The organism is Kitasatospora brasiliensis (assembly GCF_032654805.1).
Classification (GTDB): domain Bacteria; phylum Actinomycetota; class Actinomycetes; order Streptomycetales; family Streptomycetaceae; genus Kitasatospora; species Kitasatospora brasiliensis.
Genome location: NZ_JAUOOW010000006.1, coordinates 549,889 through 570,598 on the forward strand (window position 1 = coordinate 549,889; position 20,710 = coordinate 570,598).

The 20,710-nt window shown below is 67.9% G+C and carries 15 protein-coding genes and 3 rRNA genes; 4 read left to right on the forward strand and 14 right to left on the reverse strand.

Features of this window, described 5'->3' with window-relative positions; translation table 11 throughout:
- Window positions 1-47 precede the first annotated feature (47 nt).
- The gene (locus QWJ13_RS25285) at window positions 48-1,337 is read right to left on the reverse strand and encodes a citrate synthase (RefSeq protein WP_316527252.1); all 1,290 of its coding nucleotides are present in this window, start codon (window positions 1,335-1,337) and stop codon (window positions 48-50) included.
- Between the two features lie 226 nt (window positions 1,338-1,563).
- Window positions 1,564-3,801: an SF1B family DNA helicase RecD2 gene (gene recD2, locus QWJ13_RS25290; RefSeq protein WP_316527253.1), complete on the reverse strand. Its 2,238-nt coding sequence runs from the start codon at window positions 3,799-3,801 to the stop codon at window positions 1,564-1,566.
- A gap of 194 nt (window positions 3,802-3,995) precedes the next feature.
- Between recD2 and QWJ13_RS25295 the strand changes: the two genes are divergently transcribed.
- Complete coding sequence (locus QWJ13_RS25295) at window positions 3,996-4,787, forward strand: VOC family protein (RefSeq protein WP_316527254.1); 792 nt, start codon at window positions 3,996-3,998, stop codon at window positions 4,785-4,787.
- A 98-nt stretch (window positions 4,788-4,885) separates the two neighbouring features.
- Window positions 4,886-5,347: a GNAT family N-acetyltransferase gene (locus tag QWJ13_RS25300; RefSeq protein ID WP_316527255.1), complete on the forward strand. Its 462-nt coding sequence runs from the start codon at window positions 4,886-4,888 to the stop codon at window positions 5,345-5,347.
- Between the two features lie 63 nt (window positions 5,348-5,410).
- Here the strand turns inward: QWJ13_RS25300 and rrf are convergent.
- From rrf to QWJ13_RS25330, 6 genes are all read right to left on the reverse strand, one after another.
- Window positions 5,411-5,527 (reverse strand): 5S ribosomal RNA (gene rrf, locus QWJ13_RS25305).
- Window positions 5,528-5,605: 78 nt separating this feature from the next.
- A 23S ribosomal RNA gene (locus tag QWJ13_RS25310) occupies window positions 5,606-8,727 on the reverse strand.
- Between the two features lie 270 nt (window positions 8,728-8,997).
- Window positions 8,998-10,521: ribosomal RNA gene (locus QWJ13_RS25315) — 16S ribosomal RNA — on the reverse strand.
- The 16S, 23S and 5S rRNA genes sit together here, the layout of an rRNA operon.
- 426 nt (window positions 10,522-10,947) lie before the next feature.
- Window positions 10,948-11,751: a DUF3710 domain-containing protein gene (locus QWJ13_RS25320; protein ID WP_316527256.1), complete on the reverse strand. Its 804-nt coding sequence runs from the start codon at window positions 11,749-11,751 to the stop codon at window positions 10,948-10,950.
- A 69-nt stretch (window positions 11,752-11,820) separates the two neighbouring features.
- The gene (gene dut / locus QWJ13_RS25325; RefSeq protein WP_316527257.1) at window positions 11,821-12,288 is read right to left on the reverse strand and encodes a dUTP diphosphatase; all 468 of its coding nucleotides are present in this window, start codon (window positions 12,286-12,288) and stop codon (window positions 11,821-11,823) included.
- On the reverse strand, window positions 12,285-12,863 hold the full coding sequence (locus QWJ13_RS25330) for a PaaI family thioesterase (RefSeq protein WP_316527407.1): 579 nt from the start codon (window positions 12,861-12,863) through the stop codon (window positions 12,285-12,287). Before QWJ13_RS25330 ends, dut begins: the two co-directional genes overlap by 4 nt.
- A 134-nt stretch (window positions 12,864-12,997) precedes the next feature.
- On the opposite strand from QWJ13_RS25330, the gene QWJ13_RS25335 reads away from it, so the two are divergent.
- Window positions 12,998-13,447: a DUF3093 domain-containing protein gene (locus QWJ13_RS25335; protein WP_316527258.1), complete on the forward strand. Its 450-nt coding sequence runs from the start codon at window positions 12,998-13,000 to the stop codon at window positions 13,445-13,447.
- 270 nt (window positions 13,448-13,717) lie between these two features.
- Here the strand turns inward: QWJ13_RS25335 and QWJ13_RS25340 are convergent, their stop codons facing one another.
- The 4 genes from QWJ13_RS25340 to QWJ13_RS25355 all read right to left on the reverse strand — a co-directional run bounded on the left by QWJ13_RS25340 (window position 13,718) and on the right by QWJ13_RS25355 (window position 17,779).
- Entirely contained in the window at window positions 13,718-14,017 is a 300-nt protein-coding gene (locus QWJ13_RS25340; protein ID WP_030285479.1) for a DUF4193 domain-containing protein, read from the reverse strand.
- 473 nt (window positions 14,018-14,490) lie between these two features.
- Window positions 14,491-15,474 (reverse strand): acyl-ACP desaturase, encoded by a 984-nt coding sequence (locus QWJ13_RS25345; RefSeq protein ID WP_316527260.1) that lies wholly within the window; start codon window positions 15,472-15,474, stop codon window positions 14,491-14,493.
- Window positions 15,475-15,707: 233 nt separating this feature from the next.
- Entirely contained in the window at window positions 15,708-17,021 is a 1,314-nt protein-coding gene (locus tag QWJ13_RS25350; RefSeq protein ID WP_316527261.1) for a sensor histidine kinase, read from the reverse strand.
- Between the two features lie 104 nt (window positions 17,022-17,125).
- Window positions 17,126-17,779: a response regulator transcription factor gene (locus QWJ13_RS25355; protein WP_030057689.1), complete on the reverse strand. Its 654-nt coding sequence runs from the start codon at window positions 17,777-17,779 to the stop codon at window positions 17,126-17,128.
- A 454-nt stretch (window positions 17,780-18,233) separates the two neighbouring features.
- Here QWJ13_RS25355 and QWJ13_RS25360 point away from each other — a divergent pair, with 454 nt between their 5' ends.
- Window positions 18,234-18,419 (forward strand): hypothetical protein, encoded by a 186-nt coding sequence (locus QWJ13_RS25360; protein ID WP_316527262.1) that lies wholly within the window; start codon window positions 18,234-18,236, stop codon window positions 18,417-18,419.
- A gap of 164 nt (window positions 18,420-18,583) precedes the next feature.
- Here QWJ13_RS25360 and QWJ13_RS25365 read toward each other — a convergent pair whose 3' ends face one another.
- Entirely contained in the window at window positions 18,584-19,402 is an 819-nt protein-coding gene (locus QWJ13_RS25365) for an inositol monophosphatase family protein (protein ID WP_316527263.1), read from the reverse strand.
- A 46-nt stretch (window positions 19,403-19,448) separates the two neighbouring features.
- On the reverse strand, window positions 19,449-20,591 hold the full coding sequence (locus QWJ13_RS25370) for a ferrochelatase (protein WP_316527264.1): 1,143 nt from the start codon (window positions 20,589-20,591) through the stop codon (window positions 19,449-19,451).
- Window positions 20,592-20,710 lie beyond the last annotated feature (119 nt).

Below are 20,710 nucleotides of genomic sequence, written 5' to 3' on the forward strand. Positions count from 1 at the left end.
GGGCCCCTCTCAGCTTCCGCGCGGGCCGGTGGTCGGCTCCGCTACGGTCAGCGGGCGTCCAGCGGAACGTAGTCGCGGATCGCGGTGCCGGTGTAGATCTGGCGCGGACGGCCGATCCGGCTGGTCGGGTCGTTGATCATCTCGTGCCAGTGGGCGATCCAGCCCGGCAGCCGGCCGAGGGCGAACAGCACGGTGAACATGCTGGTCGGGAAGCCCATGGCGCGGTAGATCAGGCCGGTGTAGAAGTCCACGTTCGGGTACAGCTTGCGCGAGATGAAGAAGTCGTCCTTGAGGGCGTGCTCCTCCAGCTTGAGCGCGATGTCGAGCAGCTCGTCGCTCTTGCCGAGCTGGCCGAGCACCTCGTGCGCGAGCAGCTTGACCTGGGCGGCGCGCGGGTCGAACGCCTTGTAGACCCGGTGGCCGAAGCCCATCAGCTTGACGCCGGCTTCCTTGTTCTTCACCTTCGCGATGAAGGCGTCGACGTCGCCGCCGTCCTTCTGGATGCCTTCCAGCATCTCCAGCACGGCCTGGTTGGCGCCGCCGTGCAGCGGGCCCCACAGGGCCGAGATGCCGGCCGAGATCGAGGCGAACAGGTTGGCGTGGCTGGAGCCGACCAGGCGCACGGTGGAGGTCGAGCAGTTCTGCTCGTGGTCCGCGTGCAGGATGAGCAGCTTGTCCAGCGCGTTGACGATGACCGGGTTGAGCTCGTAGTCCTCCGCGGGGACCGCGAAGGTCATCCGCAGGAAGTTCTCGACGTAGCTCAGGTCGTTGCGCGGGTAGACGAAGGGCTGGCCCATCGCCTTCTTGTACGCGTACGCGGCGATCGTCGGCAGCTTGGCCAGCAGGCGGACGGTCGACAGGTGGCGCTGGTCCGCGTCGAACGGGTTGTGGCTCTCCGGGTAGAACGTCGACAGCGCGCCGACCACCGAGGACAGCATGGCCATCGGGTGGGCGTCCCGCGGGAAGCCCTGGAAGAAGCGCTTGACGTCCTCGTGCAGCAGGGTGTGCTGGGTGATCTCGCGGTTGAACTCCGCCAGCTGGTCCGCGTTGGGCAGCTCGCCGTTGATCAGGAGGTACGCGGTCTCGATGAAGCCGCCATCGGAGGCAAGCTGCTCGATCGGGTAGCCGCGGTACCGCAGGATGCCGTTGTCACCGTCCACGAAGGTGATCGCGGACTTGTACGCGGCGGTGTTACCGAAGCCGTTGTCCAGGGTGACCAGGCCGGTCTGCGGGAGCAGCTTCGAGATGTCGAAGCCGGAGTTGCCCGCAGTGCTCTCGACGACGGGGTACTCGTACTCGCCGTCCTGGTACCGCAGTACTACCGAGTTGTCGCTCACGTCTTCCTCACCGACGAAATGAATCCTCTTCCAAGGTGCCCTGACTGCCTCTACCATCCCCCATCCGGAGGACAGTCGCGCACCCGGGGTGGCCCGATAGGGCCCTCCCCTACAAAACCTGCCGCCGCAGCCGGTACGAACCGGACAAGATCGGCACCCACCCTAGGCTCTGCCGTAAATCTCTTCACGTCAAGAGAACATTAGAGGCAACCATCGCGTTGGATAATCATCCAGCTGTCAGCCGGTGGTCGAGTGCGGTATGCCTCCGACCTGCGCTGACGGCCCGGACCGCCTGTCCGATCGCCTTGCGTGACCCCACCAGCACCACGAGTTTCCGAGCCCTGGTCACGGCGGTGTACAGCAGGTTCCGCTGGAGCATCGTCCAAGCGGACATGGTGACCGGAATCACCACGACCGGGTACTCACTGCCCTGCGAGCGGTGGATCGTCACCGCGTACGCGTGGGCCAGCTCGTCCAGTTCGTCGAAGTCGTACGCCACCTCCTCGTCCTCGTCGGTGAGCACCGTCAGCCGCTGGTCGTCCACGCTGAGGGCGGTCACCACTCCCACTGTGCCGTTGAAGACGCCGTTCCGCCCCTTGTCGTAGTTGTTGCGGATCTGGGTGACCTTGTCCCCCACCCGGAACGTACGGCCGCCGAAGCGGCGTTCGGCCAGTCCCTCCCGGGCCGGCGTCACCGCCCCCTGGAGCAGGGTGTTCAGGTTCCCCGCCCCCGCCGGGCCCCGGTGCATCGGCGCCAGCACCTGCACGTCCCGGCGCGGGTCGAAGCCGAACTTCTGCGGGATCCGGCGCGCCACCACGTCCACCGTCAGCCCGGCCGCCCGCTCGGCGTCGTCCTCGGCGAACAGGAAGAAGTCCGCCAGACCGTCCGTCAGCGGCGGCCTGCCCTCGTTGATCCGGTGCGCGTTGGTCACCACGCCGGACTGCTGCGCCTGCCGGAAGATCCTGGTCAGCCGCACCGAGGGGACCGGCCCGCCCTCGGCCAGCAGGTCCCGCAGCACCTCCCCGGCCCCCACCGAGGGCAGCTGGTCCACGTCCCCCACGAAGAGCAGGTGGGCGCCCATCGGCACCGCCTTGACCAGCTTGTTGGCCAGGATCAGGTCCAGCATCGAGGCCTCGTCGACCACCACCAGGTCCGCGTCCAGCGGCCGGTCCCGGTCGTACGCGGCATCCCCGCCCGGCTTCAGCTCCAGCAGCCGGTGCACCGTCGAGGCCTCCACCCCGGTCAGCTCCGCCAGCCGCTTCGCCGCCCGGCCGGTCGGCGCCGCCAGCACCACCTTGGCCCGCTTCGCCAGCGCCAGTGTCACGATCGACTTCACCGTGAAGGACTTGCCGCAGCCCGGACCGCCCGTCAGCACCCCGACCTTCTCCGTCAGTGCGAGCCGTACCGACTGCTCCTGCTCCGGCGCCAGCTCGGCCCCGGTCCGCTTCGCCAGCCAGTCCAGCGCGACCGGCCAGTCCACGTTCCCGAACCACGGCATCCGGTCCTCGTCCGAACGCAGCAGCCGCAGCAGCTGGTTGGCGAGCGAGATCTCCGCGCGGTGGAAGGGCACCAGGTAGACCGCGGTGACCGGCTCGCCGCCCTGCCCCGGGACCGCCTCGCGCACCACCCCCTCGGCCGCCACCAGCTCCGCCAGACAGTCGATCACCAGCCCGACGTCCACCTGGAGCAGCTTCACCCCGTCCGCGATCAGCCGCTCCTCCGGCAGGAAGCAGTGCCCCTGGTCGGTGCTCTGCGACAGCGCGTACTGGAGGCCGGCCTTCACCCGCTCCGGGCTGTCGTGCGGGATGCCCACCGCCTGGGCGATCCGGTCCGCCGTCAGGAAGCCGATGCCCCAGACGTCCGAGGCCAGCCGGTACGGCTCGTTCCGCACCACCCCGATCGAGCCGTCGCCGTACTGTTTGTAGATTCGCACAGCCAGCGAGGTGGACACCCCGACCCCTTGCAGGAAGACCATCACCTCCTTGATGGCCTTCTGCTCCTCCCAGGCCGCCGCGATCTTCTTCGTCCGCTTCGGCCCCAGCCCCGGCACCTCGATCAGCCGACCCGGCTCGTTCTCGATCACCTCCAGGGTGTCCACCCCGAAGCGCTCCACGATCCGCTCGGCGAACCGCGGCCCGATCCCCTTGATCAGCCCCGAGCCCAGGTACCGCTGGATGCCCTGGACGGTGGCCGGCAGCACCGTCGTGTAGTTCTCCACCGTGAACTGCCGCCCGTACTGCGGGTGCGAGCCCCAGCGCCCGTGCAGCCGCAGCGACTCCCCGACCTGCGCCCCCAGCAGCGCGCCCACCACCGTCAGCAGGTCGTTCGCGCCCCGGCCGGTGTCCACCCGGGCCACCGTGTAGCCGGTCTCCTCGTTGGCGTAGGTGATCCGCTCCAGCACGCCCTCGACCTGCGCCGGCTGGCGCGGCACCTGCTGCCCGGACTGCGCCGTCTGCTTGCTCACCGGACCCCCTTCGACCGGTACGGGTGGAACATTCCGCTACGCACCGTACCGCCCGGCCCCGACAGGCCCGACCGCCCCGCGGCCACGGCCCCTGCCGTGCACCGCCCCGGCCGAGGTGCCAGGCTGGGAGGCACCGAGGGGGACCGCCGTCGACCGCGCGCCCGCCCGGGCCCCGTCCGAGGAGCAGTGCCGCCATGCTCAACACCGACTTCCGCCCCGGTTCCCCGGACTGGCTCGACCTGAGCAGCCCGGACCCCAGGGCGTCCGTCGACTTCTACACCGCGCTGTTCGGCTGGACCTTCGACTCGGCCGGTCCCGAGGCCGGCGGCTACGGCTTCTTCCAGCTCGACGGCCGGACCGTCGCCGCCCTGGGCCCGCTCGCCGAGAACGGCTCCTCACCCGGCTGGACGCTCTACTTCGCCACCGAGGACGCCGACCGCACCACGGCCCTGGTCGAACAGTCCGGCGGCCGCGTCCGCTTCGCCCCCTTCGACGTCTTCACCGCGGGCCGGATGGCCGGCTACACCGACCCGGCCGGTGCCGACTTCGCGGTCTGGCAGCCGCACGACACCCGCGGCCTGGACCTCGTCACCGAGGAGGGCAGCCTCTGCTGGACCGAGTGCTACAGCGTCGACGCCGAACGCGCCAAGGCCTTCTACCGCGCCGTCTTCGACTGGCAGGAACAGGACGTCCCGCTCGGCGAGGTGATGTACACCGTCCTCACCCCCGCCGGCGGCGGCACCGACGACGCCCACGGCGGCATCATGCAGCTCGGCCCCGAGCACACCGCGCGCGGCACCACCTCGCACTGGCTGCCCTACTTCGAGGTCCCCAACGCCGACGCCAGCCTCGCCATCGCCGCCACCCTCGGCGCGACCGTGCGCATCCCTGCGATGGACGTCCACGGAGTCGGCCGGCTGGCCCAGCTCGTCGACCCGCACGGCGCCGTCTTCGCCGTCATCACCAGCGCGAAGCCCGGGGAGTGACGGAATGGGGTCTCACGGCCCTTCAGGAGGGCCGTGAAGGGGTGCTACGGGCGTAGACAGGGGTTGGTGGGCACATCGCGTGCTTCTAGTCTCTGATCATGACTGAAACGGCTGTTCTGACGATCCGACGGGCCGTGCCGGAGGATCTGCCGGCGATCGTGGCCATGCTCGCCGACGACCCGCTGGGCGCCACCCGCGAGAGCCCCGACGACCTCACCCCCTACCGCACCGCCTTCGCCCGCATCGACGGCGACCCGCACCAGCACCTGGTCGTCGCCGACCGGGCCGGCCGCACCGTCGGCACCCTGCAACTCACCCTCGTCCCGGGCCTCTCCCGGGCCGGTGCCACCCGCACGATCATCGAGGGCGTCCGCGTCCACGCCGACGAACGCGGCAGCGGACTGGGCACCGAATTGATCCAGTGGGCCGTCGAACGCTCCCGGGAACTCGGCGCCGCCCTCGTCCAGCTCACCTCCGACGCGACGCGCACCGACGCCCACCGCTTCTACGAGCGGCTCGGCTTCACGGCCTCACATGTCGGATTCAAGCTCAAACTCTGATCGAGGCCCGAAAATGCGAAGAACCCCCATCCGGATCCCGGATGGGGGTTCTTCAGAAGAATTGTTCGGCAGCGTCCTACTCTCCCACAAGGTCCCCCTTGCAGTACCATCGGCGCTATGAGGCTTAGCTTCCGGGTTCGGAATGTAACCGGGCGTTTCCCTCACGCTATGACCACCGAAACACTATGAAACTGTGCACCGCACACCCGGATTCGGGCGGGTCGTTGTTTCAGAACAACACAGTGGACGCGAGCAACTGAGGACAAGCCCTCGGCCTATTAGTACCGGTCAACTCCACCCCTCACAGGGCTTCCATATCCGGCCTATCAACCCAGTCGTCTACTGGGAGCCTTACCCTCTCAAGGAGGTGGGAGTGCTCATCTCGAAGCAGGCTTCCCGCTTAGATGCTTTCAGCGGTTATCCCTCCCGAACGTAGCCAACCAGCCATGCCCTTGGCAGGACAACTGGCACACCAGAGGTTCGTCCGTCCCGGTCCTCTCGTACTAGGGACAGCCCTTCTCAACACTCCTACGCGCACAGCGGATAGGGACCGAACTGTCTCACGACGTTCTAAACCCAGCTCGCGTACCGCTTTAATGGGCGAACAGCCCAACCCTTGGGACCTACTCCAGCCCCAGGATGCGACGAGCCGACATCGAGGTGCCAAACCATCCCGTCGATATGGACTCTTGGGGAAGATCAGCCTGTTATCCCCGGGGTACCTTTTATCCGTTGAGCGACGGCGCTTCCACAAGCCACCGCCGGATCACTAGTCCCTACTTTCGTACCTGCTCGACCCGTCAGTCTCACAGTCAAGCTCCCTTGTGCACTTACACTCAACACCTGATTGCCAACCAGGCTGAGGGAACCTTTGGGCGCCTCCGTTACCCTTTAGGAGGCAACCGCCCCAGTTAAACTACCCACCAGACACTGTCCCTGATCCGGATCACGGACCCAGGTTAGACATCCAGCACGACCAGAGTGGTATTTCAACGGCGACTCCACAACAACTGGCGTTGCTGCTTCACAGTCTCCCACCTATCCTACACAAGCCGAACCGAACACCAATATCAAGCTATAGTAAAGGTCCCGGGGTCTTTCCGTCCTGCTGCGCGAAACGAGCATCTTTACTCGTAATGCAATTTCACCGGGCCTATGGTTGAGACAGTCGAGAAGTCGTTACGCCATTCGTGCAGGTCGGAACTTACCCGACAAGGAATTTCGCTACCTTAGGATGGTTATAGTTACCACCGCCGTTTACTGGCGCTTAAGTTCTCAGCTTCGCCCTGACGAATCAGAGCTAACCGGTCCCCTTAACGTTCCAGCACCGGGCAGGCGTCAGTCCGTATACATCGCCTTACGGCTTCGCACGGACCTGTGTTTTTAGTAAACAGTCGCTTCTCGCTGGTCTCTGCGGCCACCCCCAGCTCAGAGTGCAAGACTCGTCACCAGGAATGGCCCCCCTTCTCCCGAAGTTACGGGGGCATTTTGCCGAGTTCCTTAACCATAGTTCACCCGAACGCCTCGGTATTCTCTACCTGACCACCTGAGTCGGTTTGGGGTACGGGCCGCCATGAAACTCGCTAGAGGCTTTTCTCGACAGCATAGGATCATCCACTTCACCACAATCGGCTCGGCATCAGGTCTCAGCCTCAATGAGTGACGGATTTGCCTATCACTCGGCCTACACCCTTACCCCGGGACAACCACCGCCCGGGCTGGACTACCTTCCTGCGTCACCCCATCGCTCACCTACTACCCCGTTGGGTCACCGGCTCCACCACTTCCCTTTGCCCGAAGGCTCCAGGACGGCTTCACGGGCTTAGCATCAAGAGGTTCAGCGTTGGCGCTTCAAAGCGGGTACGGGAATATCAACCCGTTGTCCATCGACTACGCCTGTCGGCCTCGCCTTAGGTCCCGACTTACCCTGGGCAGATCAGCTTGACCCAGGAACCCTTGGTCAATCGGCGCAAGAGTTTCCCACTCTTGTATCGCTACTCATGCCTGCATTCTCACTCGTATACCGTCCACGACTGGTTTCCACCGCCGCTTCACCCGGCACACGACGCTCCCCTACCCATCACAGCAGGCGTTGGCCCTATATGCTGCAATGACACGACTTCGGTGATGTGCTTGAGCCCCGCTACATTGTCGGCGCGGAATCACTTGACCAGTGAGCTATTACGCACTCTTTCAAGGGTGGCTGCTTCTAAGCCAACCTCCTGGTTGTCTCTGCGACTCCACATCCTTTCCCACTTAGCACACGCTTAGGGACCTTAGTCGGTGTTCTGGGCTGTTTCCCTCTCGACCATGGAGCTTATCCCCCACAGTCTCACTGCCACGCTCTCACTTACCGGCATTCGGAGTTTGGCTAAGGTCAGTAACCCGGTAAGGCCCATCGCCTATCCAGTGCTCTACCTCCGGCAAGAAACACGTGACGCTGCACCTAAATGCATTTCGGGGAGAACCAGCTATCACGGAGTTTGATTGGCCTTTCACCCCTAACCACAGGTCATCCCCCAGGTTTTCAACCCTGGTGGGTTCGGTCCTCCACACGGTCTTACCCGCGCTTCAACCTGCCCATGGCTAGATCACTCCGCTTCGGGTCTTGGGCATGCAACTCAACCGCCCTATTCGGACTCGCTTTCGCTACGGCTACCCCACACGGGTTAACCTCGCTACACACCGCAAACTCGCAGGCTCATTCTTCAAAAGGCACGCAGTCACGGCCCACCAGCAAAGCTGATGAACGACGCTCCCACGGCTTGTAGGCACACGGTTTCAGGTACTATTTCACTCCGCTCCCGCGGTACTTTTCACCATTCCCTCACGGTACTATCCGCTATCGGTCACTAGGGAATATTTAGGCTTAGCGGGTGGTCCCGCCAGATTCACACGGGATTTCTCGGGCCCCGTGCTACTTGGGTGTTCTCCAAGCGAGCCGTACAGATTTCGTCTACGGGGGTCTTACCCTCTACGCCGGACCTTTCGCATGTCCTTCGACTACCCATACGGTTTCTGACTCGCCGACCGGCCGGCAGACCGATCAAGAAGAATCCCACGACCCCGAAACGGCAACCCCTGCCGGGTCTCACACCATTCCGGTTTAGCCTCATCCGGTTTCGCTCGCCACTACTCCCGGAATCACGGTTGTTTTCTCTTCCTGCGGGTACTGAGATGTTTCACTTCCCCGCGTTCCCTCCACACTGCCTATGTGTTCAGCAGCGGGTGACAGCCCATGACGACTGCCGGGTTTCCCCATTCGGACACCCCCGGATCAAAGCTCGGTTGACAGCTCCCCGGGGCCTATCGCGGCCTCCCACGTCCTTCATCGGTTCCTAGTGCCAAGGCATCCACCGTGCGCCCTTAAAAACTTGGCCACAGATGCTCGCGTCCACTGTGCAGTTCTCAAACAACGACCAGTCACACACCCTCGATGATCCGAAGACCACCTCAAGTGAGGCCGGCACTGAGACAACGGTCAACCCGTTCCCTCAGGACCCAACAACGTGCCCGACACACCCACCAAGACCCTGTGTTCCACGCCGAAGCAGTACTGACAGGCCTTACCGAATGTGCCGAATAGTCAACGTTCCACCCATGAGCAACCGTGCAGGACATTCGCCTGCAAGCGGCTATGTGCTCCTTAGAAAGGAGGTGATCCAGCCGCACCTTCCGGTACGGCTACCTTGTTACGACTTCGTCCCAATCGCTGGTCCCACCTTCGACGGCTCCTCCCCTTACGGGTTAGGCCACCGGCTTCGGGTGTTACCGACTTTCGTGACGTGACGGGCGGTGTGTACAAGGCCCGGGAACGTATTCACCGCAGCATGCTGATCTGCGATTACTAGCAACTCCAACTTCATGGGGTCGAGTTGCAGACCCCAATCCGAACTGAGGCCGGCTTTTTGGGATTCGCTCCGCCTCACGGCATCGCAGCCCTTTGTACCGACCATTGTAGCACGTGTGCAGCCCAAGACATAAGGGGCATGATGATTTGACGTCGTCCCCACCTTCCTCCGAGTTGACCCCGGCAGTCTCCTGTGAGTCCCCATCACCCCGAAAGGCATGCTGGCAACACAGAACAAGGGTTGCGCTCGTTGCGGGACTTAACCCAACATCTCACGACACGAGCTGACGACAACCATGCACCACCTGTATACCGACCACAAGGGGGCACCTGTCTCCAGGTGTTTCCGGCATATGTCAAGCCTTGGTAAGGTTCTTCGCGTTGCGTCGAATTAAGCCACATGCTCCGCTGCTTGTGCGGGCCCCCGTCAATTCCTTTGAGTTTTAGCCTTGCGGCCGTACTCCCCAGGCGGGGAACTTAATGCGTTAGCTGCGGCACCGACGACGTGGAATGTCGCCAACACCTAGTTCCCAACGTTTACGGCGTGGACTACCAGGGTATCTAATCCTGTTCGCTCCCCACGCTTTCGCTCCTCAGCGTCAGTAATGGCCCAGAGATCCGCCTTCGCCACCGGTGTTCCTCCTGATATCTGCGCATTTCACCGCTACACCAGGAATTCCGATCTCCCCTACCACACTCTAGCCTGCCCGTATCGAATGCAGACCCGGGGTTAAGCCCCGGGCTTTCACATCCGACGCGACAGGCCGCCTACGAGCTCTTTACGCCCAATAATTCCGGACAACGCTCGCACCCTACGTATTACCGCGGCTGCTGGCACGTAGTTAGCCGGTGCTTCTTCTGTAGGTACCGTCACTTGCGCTTCTTCCCTACTGAAAGAGGTTTACAACCCGAAGGCCGTCATCCCTCACGCGGCGTCGCTGCATCAGGCTTTCGCCCATTGTGCAATATTCCCCACTGCTGCCTCCCGTAGGAGTCTGGGCCGTGTCTCAGTCCCAGTGTGGCCGGTCGCCCTCTCAGGCCGGCTACCCGTCGTCGCCTTGGTAGGCCATTACCCCACCAACAAGCTGATAGGCCGCGGGCTCATCCTGCACCGCCGGAGCTTTACACCAACCCCCATGCGGAGGAAGGTCATATCCGGTATTAGACCCCGTTTCCAGGGCTTGTCCCAGAGTGCAGGGCAGATTGCCCACGTGTTACTCACCCGTTCGCCACTGATCCACCCCGAAGGGCTTCACCGTTCGACTTGCATGTGTTAAGCACGCCGCCAGCGTTCGTCCTGAGCCAGGATCAAACTCTCCGTGAATGTTTACCCGTAATCGGGTCGACACCCGCGTTGAGCGGCACGGCAACCACCGGAATAGGGCGGCCCCGCGCACTGCGTCCTCGCTAGTGTTTTACTTCAAAAGGAATCTCCAACCCCAGGAAACCTGAGGCCGGGGATGTCAACATATCTGGCGTTGACTTTTGGCACGCTGTTGAGTTCTCAAGGAACGGACGCTTCCTTCGGACTGCCTTCCAGCAGGCCCTCCGGGCTTCGTTCTTTCGTGTTCCCAGCTTATCAGATGTTTTCCGCTCCGTTTTCCGGAGTTTCATTCATCGGATTCGCTTTCCGCTTTGTCGCCCCGGTCTCCCGCGGCGACTCCGGAACTGTACGGGCACCGGCCCGCCACATGCAAATCGCCCCCGCCCGGGAGTCCGGGCAGGGGCGATCAGGCCGATCAGAACCGGGTCAGCGGACCTCGGTGATCTCCGGGCCGCGCGCGAACGGGTCGAGCGAGGTACCGCCGAAGCGGCTGTCGCCCTCACCGGCGGCCGCGGTCGCCCCGCCGCCGTCGGCGACCATCTGGGCGTCCTCGGGAAGCTTCAGCACGATCGGGTCGCGGGGAGCCATAGGGGACTCGCCACGCACGACGACCGTCTGCCGGAAGACCTGCTCCAGGATTCCGGCCATCTCCGGCTGCACCGCGGCCTGGCCGGAGATCACACCGCGCAGGAACCAGCGCGGGCCGTCGCAGCCGACGAAGCGCACCAGCTGCACGCCCTGGGTACCGTCCGGAAGCTGCACCGGGACCTGGGCGCGGAGGTGCCAGCCCAGCGGGCCCTCCTCCTCCTCGATGAGGCCGCCCTGCGAGGTGATGCCGCCGGCGATCTCCTCCCGGACCTCCCCCCAGATGCCCTCCGACTTCGGGGCCGCGAAGGCCTGGAGCTGGATGGCGCTGTTGCCGAGCACGAGGGTCGCGGCCACGATCGCGTCACCGGCGACCTCGACGCGAAGCTCCATGCCCTCGACACCGGGGACCAGCAGACCCCCGAGGTCGACTCGCCCCTCCTCGGGGTTCTCCAGCTCGGAGTGGTCCCACGGGCCGTCCGGCCGGGGAGCCGGCGGCAGGCCGACCCTGTCGGCCGGGTCCAGCTCGGTCACGTTCTCGCTCTCGGCGGAACCTTCGACGTCATCGGCCGTCTCGTCGGCGCTGATGGCGTCGTCGGCGAGCTGCTCGACAGCGTCCTCGCTCTTCTGGCGACGACGGAACACGGTCACTGTCCTTCCCGGTCCAAGACCGATGCGTATACCTGCTCGGCTTCCTGCGAGGCCGCGGGCATGCTAGACCCCGGCGTGGCCGCCGGTCGACCCGAACCCGCCCTCGGCGCGTGCCGACCCAGGCAGCTCCTCCACCTCGTGGAAGCGGGCCTTCTCGACCTGCTGGATCACCAGCTGGGCGATTCGGTCCCCTCGGCGGAAGCTGACCCCCTCGCGCGGGTCCAGATTGACGACGATCACCTTGATCTCTCCACGGTACCCGGCATCGACCGTCCCCGGGGCGTTCACGAGAGCAACTCCGCAACGAGCTGCCAGCCCGGAACGGGGGTGGACGAAGGCCGCGTAGCCGTCCGGCAGGGCGATGGCGATGCCGGTGGGCAGGACGGCCCGCTCACCGGGAGCCAGCTCGGCGTCGACGGTGGTGCGCAGGTCGGCGCCGGCGTCCCCGGGCTGCGCGTAGGCGGGCAGCGGCAGCTCGGGGTCGATGCGCTTGATCAGGACGTCCAGCTGCGGGCGGGGGGTGTGGCTCAAGGGTTCACCTCAAAGGCTCGTGCGCGCTTCATCAGATCCGGGTCGTCGAGGACCTTCTCGATGTCCTCGGGACGACCGTGCGTGGTGAAGTGTTCCAGTTTCACCTGGATGAAGAGGGCGTGAGCACGCACGGCCACCGGTCCGTCCGGGCCGCCGATCCGTGCCTCGGCGGCGCTGTAGATCTTGCGGCCGGCCACGCCGGTGATCCAGGCGCGCAGGTGCAGCACCGAGTCCACGGGCACCGGGCTGAGGAAGTCGGTCTCCAGCCGGCCGGTCACCGCGGGGGCGTGCAGCAGCCAGTTGAGCGTTCCGAGGGTCTCGTCCATCGCCGTCGTCAGCAGGCCGCCGTGGGCCAGTCCGGGGCCGCCCTGGTGGGCGTCGCGGACGGCGAACTCGGCGGTGACGTCGAGTCCCTCTCCGGCGACCGCGTCGATCCGCAGGCCGCCGGGGTGCTGCGGGCCGCAGCCGAAGCAGTGCTCGTAGTGGGAGCCGAGCCGGGTGCCGGGGGCGGGCGCCTGGGGGTGGCGCTCCGGCAGGACGGCGTCCGGCGGCGGGGTGGTGGGGGTCACCGGCATCGTGGGCGCCGGCCGGTTGGTGGGGGTGCTGGGGGCTGTCGTACCGGTCACGGGGCCCCAGCCTACCCAGGGGTAGTGGGCCTGCGGTGGGGGTGGCGTCCGGGGCCGGACGTCAGGGCGCCCACAATGGGGGCATGTACGACGAACGCCTCACGGTGCCGCGTTCCTGGTGGCTGCTGCCGATCGCGATGGGTCTCACGCTCGCGCTGATCCTGATCCGGGTCAGCGGTCCGGCCGCGCTGATCGGCCTGGTGGTCGGCATCGCCGCCGGCGCGGTCGCGATCAGCAGTTACGGCTCGGTCCGCATCCGGGTGGTCCAGGGCTCGCTGGTGGCCGGGCCGGCCCGGATCCCGGTGGACGCGCTCGGCGCGGCCCAGGCGCTGAGCCCTTCGGAGGCTGCGGCCTGGCGCGGCCCGAAGGCCGATCCGCGCGCCTTCATGCTGCTGCGCAGCTACGTCCCGACGGCGTTGCGGATCGAGGTGACCGATCCGGCCGACCCGACACCGTACCTCTACCTGTCGACCCGCTCGCCGATGAAGCTGGCGGAGGCGCTGGAGGAAGCCCGGCGCGGCGCCCGCACCTGAGCGCCGGTCCGGCCGGCCGCGCGCCCGCCGGACCGCAGGACACGCCGGACCGACCGGGTCCGGACAAACGGAGAGGGACGGTTCCGCTGCTGCGGGACCGTCCCTACGACTTTGTCCTGACCGGTTCACCGGCCGACTCCGTCCTGCCGGGTCCGTCCAGTAGGACGGCACCCGGATCTGCCGTCCGGCCCCGCTGCCCGGGGCCGGAAGGAGCGGTGTGCCGGTCCCGCGGGCGCAGCCGCGGGCACCGGGCCCTGTCCGCCGCGGTGCTCAGGCGCCGCAGTCCCGGCAGATCGGGTTGCCGTTCTTCTCGCTGTAGAGCTGGCTGCGGTGGTGCACCAGGAAGCAGCTCATGCAGGTGAACTCGTCGGCCTGCTTCGGCAGCACGCGGACGGCGAGTTCCTCGTTCGAGAGGTCGGCGCCGGGCAGCTCCATGCCCTCGGCGGCGTCGAACTCGTCGACGTCGACAGAGCTGCCGCCCTTGTCGTTCCGACGGGCCTTGAGCTCCTCGATGCTGTCCTCGTTGAGCTCGTCGTCGGTCTTGCGTGGGGTGTCGTAGTCGGTTGCCATTTGTCGCTCTCCCCCTCCGGGTTTGTGCGGTGTGTGCGGTATCTCCAGCGCACGTAACGCATGGGGGGTCGGTCTTGTGCCCGACCCGAGGCGGAGATTTTGCCTTACTTCAAGCCCTGTTACTCAATCGACACTCAGCCCGGGCTCCATCGGGGTGATCCCCGGGGCTGTGGAAGGCCTCACGCTGGGCCATCGTCGACCCTCCACAGCCCCGGTAAACCGGACACGCACAGTGAGCACGGCGGGTGCGGACACCTGCCGAATCCCTTGCCCGCCGGGGCCGCCGAAGGATTCCGCGGACCGGGCCGGGGGTGGAATCCGGTCACGGACGGCAATCGGCGACACCGAGCAGGCTGTCACTCTCCGGGGTTGCCCGAAATCGTGGAGCGACACGGTGTGAGCTTGGTCACGTTAAGAATCTTCCGGGGCAAAGCACGGAAAATCCACCCAGGCCGACCGTTCGGTGCGTCGACTCAGCCGGCGTTCCGCCGGGCCGCGCGACGCGCCAGCAGGGCGGCCTGGCGCTCCTCGAACTTCCGGGCCTGACCGTCCAGGCCGTCCAGGAAGACGCCGAGCTCGTTCTGCGCCAGCAGGCCCTCCGGGCCGAGGCCTCCGATCTCCATCACCTTGAGGTGGCGCAGCACCGGCTGGAGCACGTCGTCGTGGTGGATGCGCAGGTTGTACACCCCACCGAGGGCGATCTGCGCGGCGGCGCGCTCGAAGCCGGGGATTCCGTGGCCGGGCATCCGGAAGTCGGTGACCACGTCGGCGATGGCCCGCATGGCCTGGTCGGGGGCGATCTCCAGGGCGGCCTTCAGCAGGTTCCGGTAGAAGACCATGTGCAGGTTCTCGTCGTTGGCGATCTTCGCCAGCAGCTGCTCGCAGATCGGGTCGCCGGCGTACTTGCCGGTGTTGCGGTGCGCGATGCGGGTGGCGAGCTCCTGGAAGGCCACGTAGGCGACCGAGTGCAGCATGCTGTGCGCGTTGTCGGACTCGAAGCCCTCCGACATGTGGCTCATCCGGGCCCGCTCCAGCTCCACCGGGTCGACCGCCCGGGTGGCGAGCAGGTAGTCGCGGATGGCTATCCCGTGCCGGCCCTCCTCGGCCGTCCAGCGGTGCACCCAGGTGCCCCAGGCGCCCTCGCGGCCGAACATGGTCGCGATCTCGTGGTGGTAGCTGGGCAGGTTGTCCTCGGTCAGCAGGTTCACCACCAGCGACACCCGGCCCACCGCGGTCACCTGGGACTGCTCCAGGGACCAGGCCTCGCCGCCCAGCACGCCGTCGAAGTCGCGGCCCTGGCTCCACGGGACGAACTCGTGGGGCATCCATTCCTTGGCGATGCCCAGGTGGCGGTTCAGCTCCTGCTCCACGACCTCTTCGAGGGCGAGGATCAGCCGCGCGTCGGTCCAGCCGCTCGATACGAGCGAGGAGCTGCTCTGCACAGGGGCGATGGTCACGGTCTGGCTCCTGAGGGGACGGCACGCGCTGGGACGGGCGCGCTGCACTGGATCAACGTCGTTCGGACCCGTCGGCGGACCGCCGGCGGATTCACCTACGGTTGCGTAGGTTACGACACCGTAAGTTGCTCGGGCCGGAAATGACAAGCCGCCCCCGCCAGGCCTGATGTCGTCTTGACGGGCCTGGCGGGGGCGGCTGGAGGCGGTCGCCCGCGGAAGGGGCGTTGGACCCTTTACGGCGAGGGGATCCGGACCCTCATGGTGAGTCCGCCGCCGGCGCGCGACGTGGCCTCGATGGTGCCGCCGTGGGCGCGCACCACCGAGCGGACGATGGACAGGCCGAGCCCGACCCCCTTGTCGCTGCGGGTGCGGTCGGCGCCCTTGATCCGGCGGAACGGCTCGAAGATGTGCTCCAGTTCGTACCCGGGCACCACCGGGCCGGTGTTGGAGACCACCAGCTCGCCACCGCCGGGCACGGCGTTGGTGGCCAGCTCGACCCAGCCGCCCGGGGTGTTGTAGCGGACGGCGTTCTGGAGCAGGTTGAGCGCGAGCCGCTCCAGCAGCACGCCGTTGCCGGAGGCCACCGCCGGATCGAGCTTGGAGCGCAGCTCGACCTCGCGCTTGGCGGCCTCGCTGCGGGTCTGCTCCAGCGCCCGGGTGGCCACCTCGGACAGCTCCACCGGGCGCCGGTCGGTCAGCTCGTTCTCGCTGCGGGCGAGCAGCAGCAGGCCCTCGACCAGCTGCTCGCTGCGCTCGTTGGTGGCCAGCAGGGTCTTTCCGAGCTGCTGGAGGTCGGCCGAGGCCGCCGGGTCGGAGAGCTGGACCTCCAGCAGGGTGCGGTTGATCGCCAGCGGGGTGCGCAGCTCGTGCGAGGCGTTGGCGACGAAGCGGCGCTGGGAGTCGAAGGACCGGTCCAGCCGGTCCAGCATGTCGTCGAAGGTGTCGGCGAGCTCCTTGAGCTCGTCGTCCGGGCCGTCCAGCTCGATCCGGCGGTGCAGGTCGGAGGAGGCGACGTCGCGGGCGGTGCGGGTGATCCGGCCGAGCGGGCGCAGCACCCGGCCGGCCAGGGCGTACCCGGCGGCGAAGGCGATGATCGCGAGGCAGACCAGCATGGTGAGCGACTTGCGCAGCAGCGTGTTGAGCGCGGAGTCGGAGCGCGCCAGGTAGTAGGCCGACTGCGAGCCGTTGAACTGGCCGCTGTCCATCGACACGCCGGTGCCGTTGGGGCCGGTGACGATGATGTCGCCGTCGAAGTAGAACTTGCGCGGGGCCAGGTAGGAGACGGCGTCCTGGAAGAACACGTACATCAGCAGCAGCAGCACCACGCCGGCCATCAGGAACATCCCGCCGTAGAGCAGGGTGAGGCGCATCCGGATGGTGGGGCGGAAGGGCAGCCAGGCGAGCATGCCGTCGCCGGGGACGTAGGTGTCCGGGCGGTGCGGCTGGAGGCGCGGCGGGCGCGGGGGGTGCTCGGGTCTGGGGGGAACGGCACGCGGACCGCCGGCGGGCGCGCCGGAGGCCCCGCCGACCGGGGGCGGGGTGGTCATGATGGTCCTCTCGGGGCGTCCGCCGGGGCGGGCGCGTACAGCGGGGAGTCCTCGGGGGCGGGTCCCTCGTCGGAGGGGAGTTCCGCCGGGGCGGACTCCGGTGGTCAGATCCGGTAGCCGGAGCCCGGCACGGTGACGATCACCGGCGGGTCGCCGAGCTTGCGGCGCAGCGTCATCACGGTGACGCGCACGACGTTGGTGAACGGGTCGGTGTGCTCGTCCCAGGCCTTCTCCAGGAGCTGCTCGGCGGAGACGACGGCGCCGCCGGCCCGCATCAGCACCTCCAGGACGGCGAACTCCTTGGGGGCGAGCTGGACGGTGCGTCCGTCGCGGATCACCTCGCGGCGGCCGGGGTCGAGCGAGATGCCGGCCCGCTCCAGCACCGGGGGCAGCGGGATGGTCGCGCGGCGGCCCAGCGCCCTTACGCGGGCGACGAGTTCACTGAAGGCGAACGGCTTCGGAAGGTAGTCGTCCGCGCCGATCTCCAGGCCCTCGACCCGGTCGCTGATGTCGCCGGAGGCGGTCAGCATGATCACCCGGGTCGCCAGGCCCTGCTCGACCACCTTGCGGCAGACGTCGTCCCCGTGCACCAGCGGAAGGTCGCGGTCCAGGACGACGACGTCGTAGTCGTTGACCGCGATGCGCTGGAGCGCGGCCTCCCCGTCGTACACCACGTCGACGGCCATCGCCTCGCGGCGCAGGCCGGTCGCGACGGCCTCGGCAAGCAGCTGCTCGTCCTCGACGACGAGAACCCGCACGGTCGTTGTCCCTTCTCCAGGCCGGCCCCGGAAGCGGACGCACGGCTCCGACGGTGCCTCCATCCTGCCTGGTCCGGCGGTAAAGCAGCGATAAGCTGCCTCCCGGGCACGGCCTCGGGACTCCGCTCCGGGTCGGCGGCGGTAGCTGTTCGCACCCGCATCAGTCCGCTTGGACTGTGACACAGGCAACTTTCTCCCGCCGGAAGGTTTCCCGGCCGCCGGGGCGGGGAGGACAGCTGCACACCCGCGATCTGGCCGATGGCCGATCGCACCCACCCGCCGTGCGTTCATCCGCGCCGGCCCTGGGGCTGGGACATCACCGGGAGCGGCGGCAAGCCGTCTCCGCACTCGTCCGGCGATCCACCACCTGCCGGTCGGCGTGCTTTCACCGGCTGGACCTCCTCGGGGCGGAGAGCGCACGACCGTGCACGTCCGACACAGTAAGGGGGCCCGCATGGACGCCTTCAAGGCCGGAATCCTCCAGCGCATAGCCAACGCCGAGCAGGATCTGCACCGCGCGATCGAGGCCGGGGACGAGTTCCTCGCCGAGGTGGAGCAGTCCGAACTGGACGATCTTCGTCGGCTCGCCGCCGAGCACGGCGTGGACACGATGCTGGAGCGCCACCGCACCGCTGCCTGACCCGTCCGGCACATCCGACCCGTCGCCGGATCTCCGGCACCAGCGGCCCTGCGGGGGCCGTGCGAAACCCAGGCCCTGGCATCCCCCGTGTGTCAGGGCTCTTCGCATGCCCGGGGCCGCCCCGCCTCCCTCGGACGCCGAGGAGGCGGGACGGCCGGAACCGGTCAGTCCGCCCAGGCGCGCAGCTCGGCCAGCCGCTCCTGGAGCGGCTCGTACACCCCGGGGGCGGCGGCGACGGTCAGCTCGCCGTCCGGCCCGTGCCCGGGGCGGCCGCCGGTCAGGGCGCCGGCCTCGGCGGCGATCAGGCAGCCGGCCGCCCGGTCCCAGGGGGCGAGGCCGCGCTCGTAGTAGCCGTCCAGCCGCCCGGCGGCGACGTCGCACAGGTCCACCGCGGCCGCCCCGCCCCGGCGGATGTCCCGCACCTGCGGCATCAGCGCCAGCAGCACCTCGGCCTGCCGCACCCGCACCGGCTGGACGTAGTTGAAGCCGGTGGCGATCAGCGCCTGGCCCCAGGGCGGGGCCGGGCGGGCCGAGATCGGGCGCCCGTCGAGGCGGGCGCCGCGGCCCAGGACGGCGTGGAACAGCTCGCCGCGGGCCGGCGCGTACACCACGCCGACGACCGCCCGGCCGTCCACCTCGGCGGCCACGCTGACCGCCCAGGAGGGCAGCCCGTAAAGGTAGTTGACCGTGCCGTCGAGCGGGTCCACGACCCAGCGCACCCCGCTGGTGCCGGGCCGCTCGGCGCCCTCCTCGCCGAGGTAGCCGTCCTCCGGGCGGCGGTCGGTGATCAGCTCCAGGACGAGCTTCTCGGAGGCGAGGTCCATCTCGGTGACCACGTCGACCGGGCTGCTCTTGGTGCCGGCCACGCCGAGGTCGGCGGGGCGGCCGTCGCGCAGCAGGGCGCCGGCCTGCCGGGCCGCGTCCAGGGCGACCTCCAGCAGGTCGTCGAGGAGCCGGTCGTCGGGCAGGGCGGGGGTGGGCACGGGGGTTCTCCTCCGGAAGCGACGGGACGGACGGTCGAAGGGCCGGTCAGCGCTCGGCGACGGCCGGGCGCGGGGCGCGCGGGTTGGGGCAGCAGGCCACCGCGCACACGTCGTGGCTGGGGCCGAGGGTGCCGAGGGCGCAGCGGACCACGCGCTCGCCGCACTCGGTGGCGGCCCGCTCCAGGACGAGTTCGCGCACCGCGGCGGCGAACCGGGGGTCGGCGCCGACGGTGGCGGCGCGGGCCACTGGCAGGCCGAGCTCGGCGGCCTTGGCGACGGCCTCGGTGTCGAGGTCGTACTTGACCTCCATGTGGTCGGAGACGAAGCCGATCGGGACCATCACCACGGCCGGCGCGCCGTCGGCGTGCTGGGCCTCCAGGTGGTCGCAGATGTCGGGTTCCAGCCACGGGATGTGCGGGGCGCCGCTGCGGCTCTGGTAGACGAGCTCCCAGGGCCGGTCGGCCACGCCGGTGCGCTCGGCCACGGCGGCGGCGACCAGCCGGGCCACGTCCAGGTGCTGGGCGACGTACGCGCCGCCGGGGCGGCCGCGGGCCGGGTCGTCCGGGGCGCCGGACGTTTCGGCCATGGTGTCCGGGATGGAGTGGGTGGTGAACGCCAGCCGGGCGCCGGGGCGGACGGCCTCGGGCAGCTTCGCCAGGGCGGCCAGGGTGGCGTCGATCATCGGCTGGACGAAGCCCGGGTGGTTGTAGAAGTGCCGCAGCTTGTCGACCCGCAGGGCCGGCACCCCCTCCTCGGCGAGGGTGGCCAGCGCGTCGGCCAGGTTCTCCCGGTACTGGCGGCAGCCCGAGTAGCCGGCGTAGGCGCTGGTGGCGAGCACGGCGATCCGGCGGTGGCCGTCCGCGGCCAACTCCCGCAGGGTGTCGACCAGGTAGGGCGCCCAGTTCCGGTTGCCCCAGTAGACCGGCAGGTTCAGTCCGTGCTCGGCGAAGTCCTTGCGCAGCGCGGCGAGCAGCTCCCGGTTCTGTCCGTTGATCGGACTGATCCCGCCGAACATGAAGTAGTGCTTGCCCACCTCCTTCAGCCGCTCCTTGGGGATACCGCGGCCGCGGGTGACGTTCTCCAGGAACGGGACGACCTCCTCGGGGCCCTCGGGCCCACCGAAGGACAGGAGCAGCAGGGCGTCGTACGGGGCGGCGCCGGAGGGGGAGGGTTTGCGCGCGTCGGACATGGCACCGATCCTGCCACTGAGGGGCCGGGCACCGTCGCCGGGGCCGCGCGGGTGTCCGGAAAATACCGTTTGCCAACGTACGTAAGCTGTGTTTGCCAGCCTCATTCCTTACCTCCCCC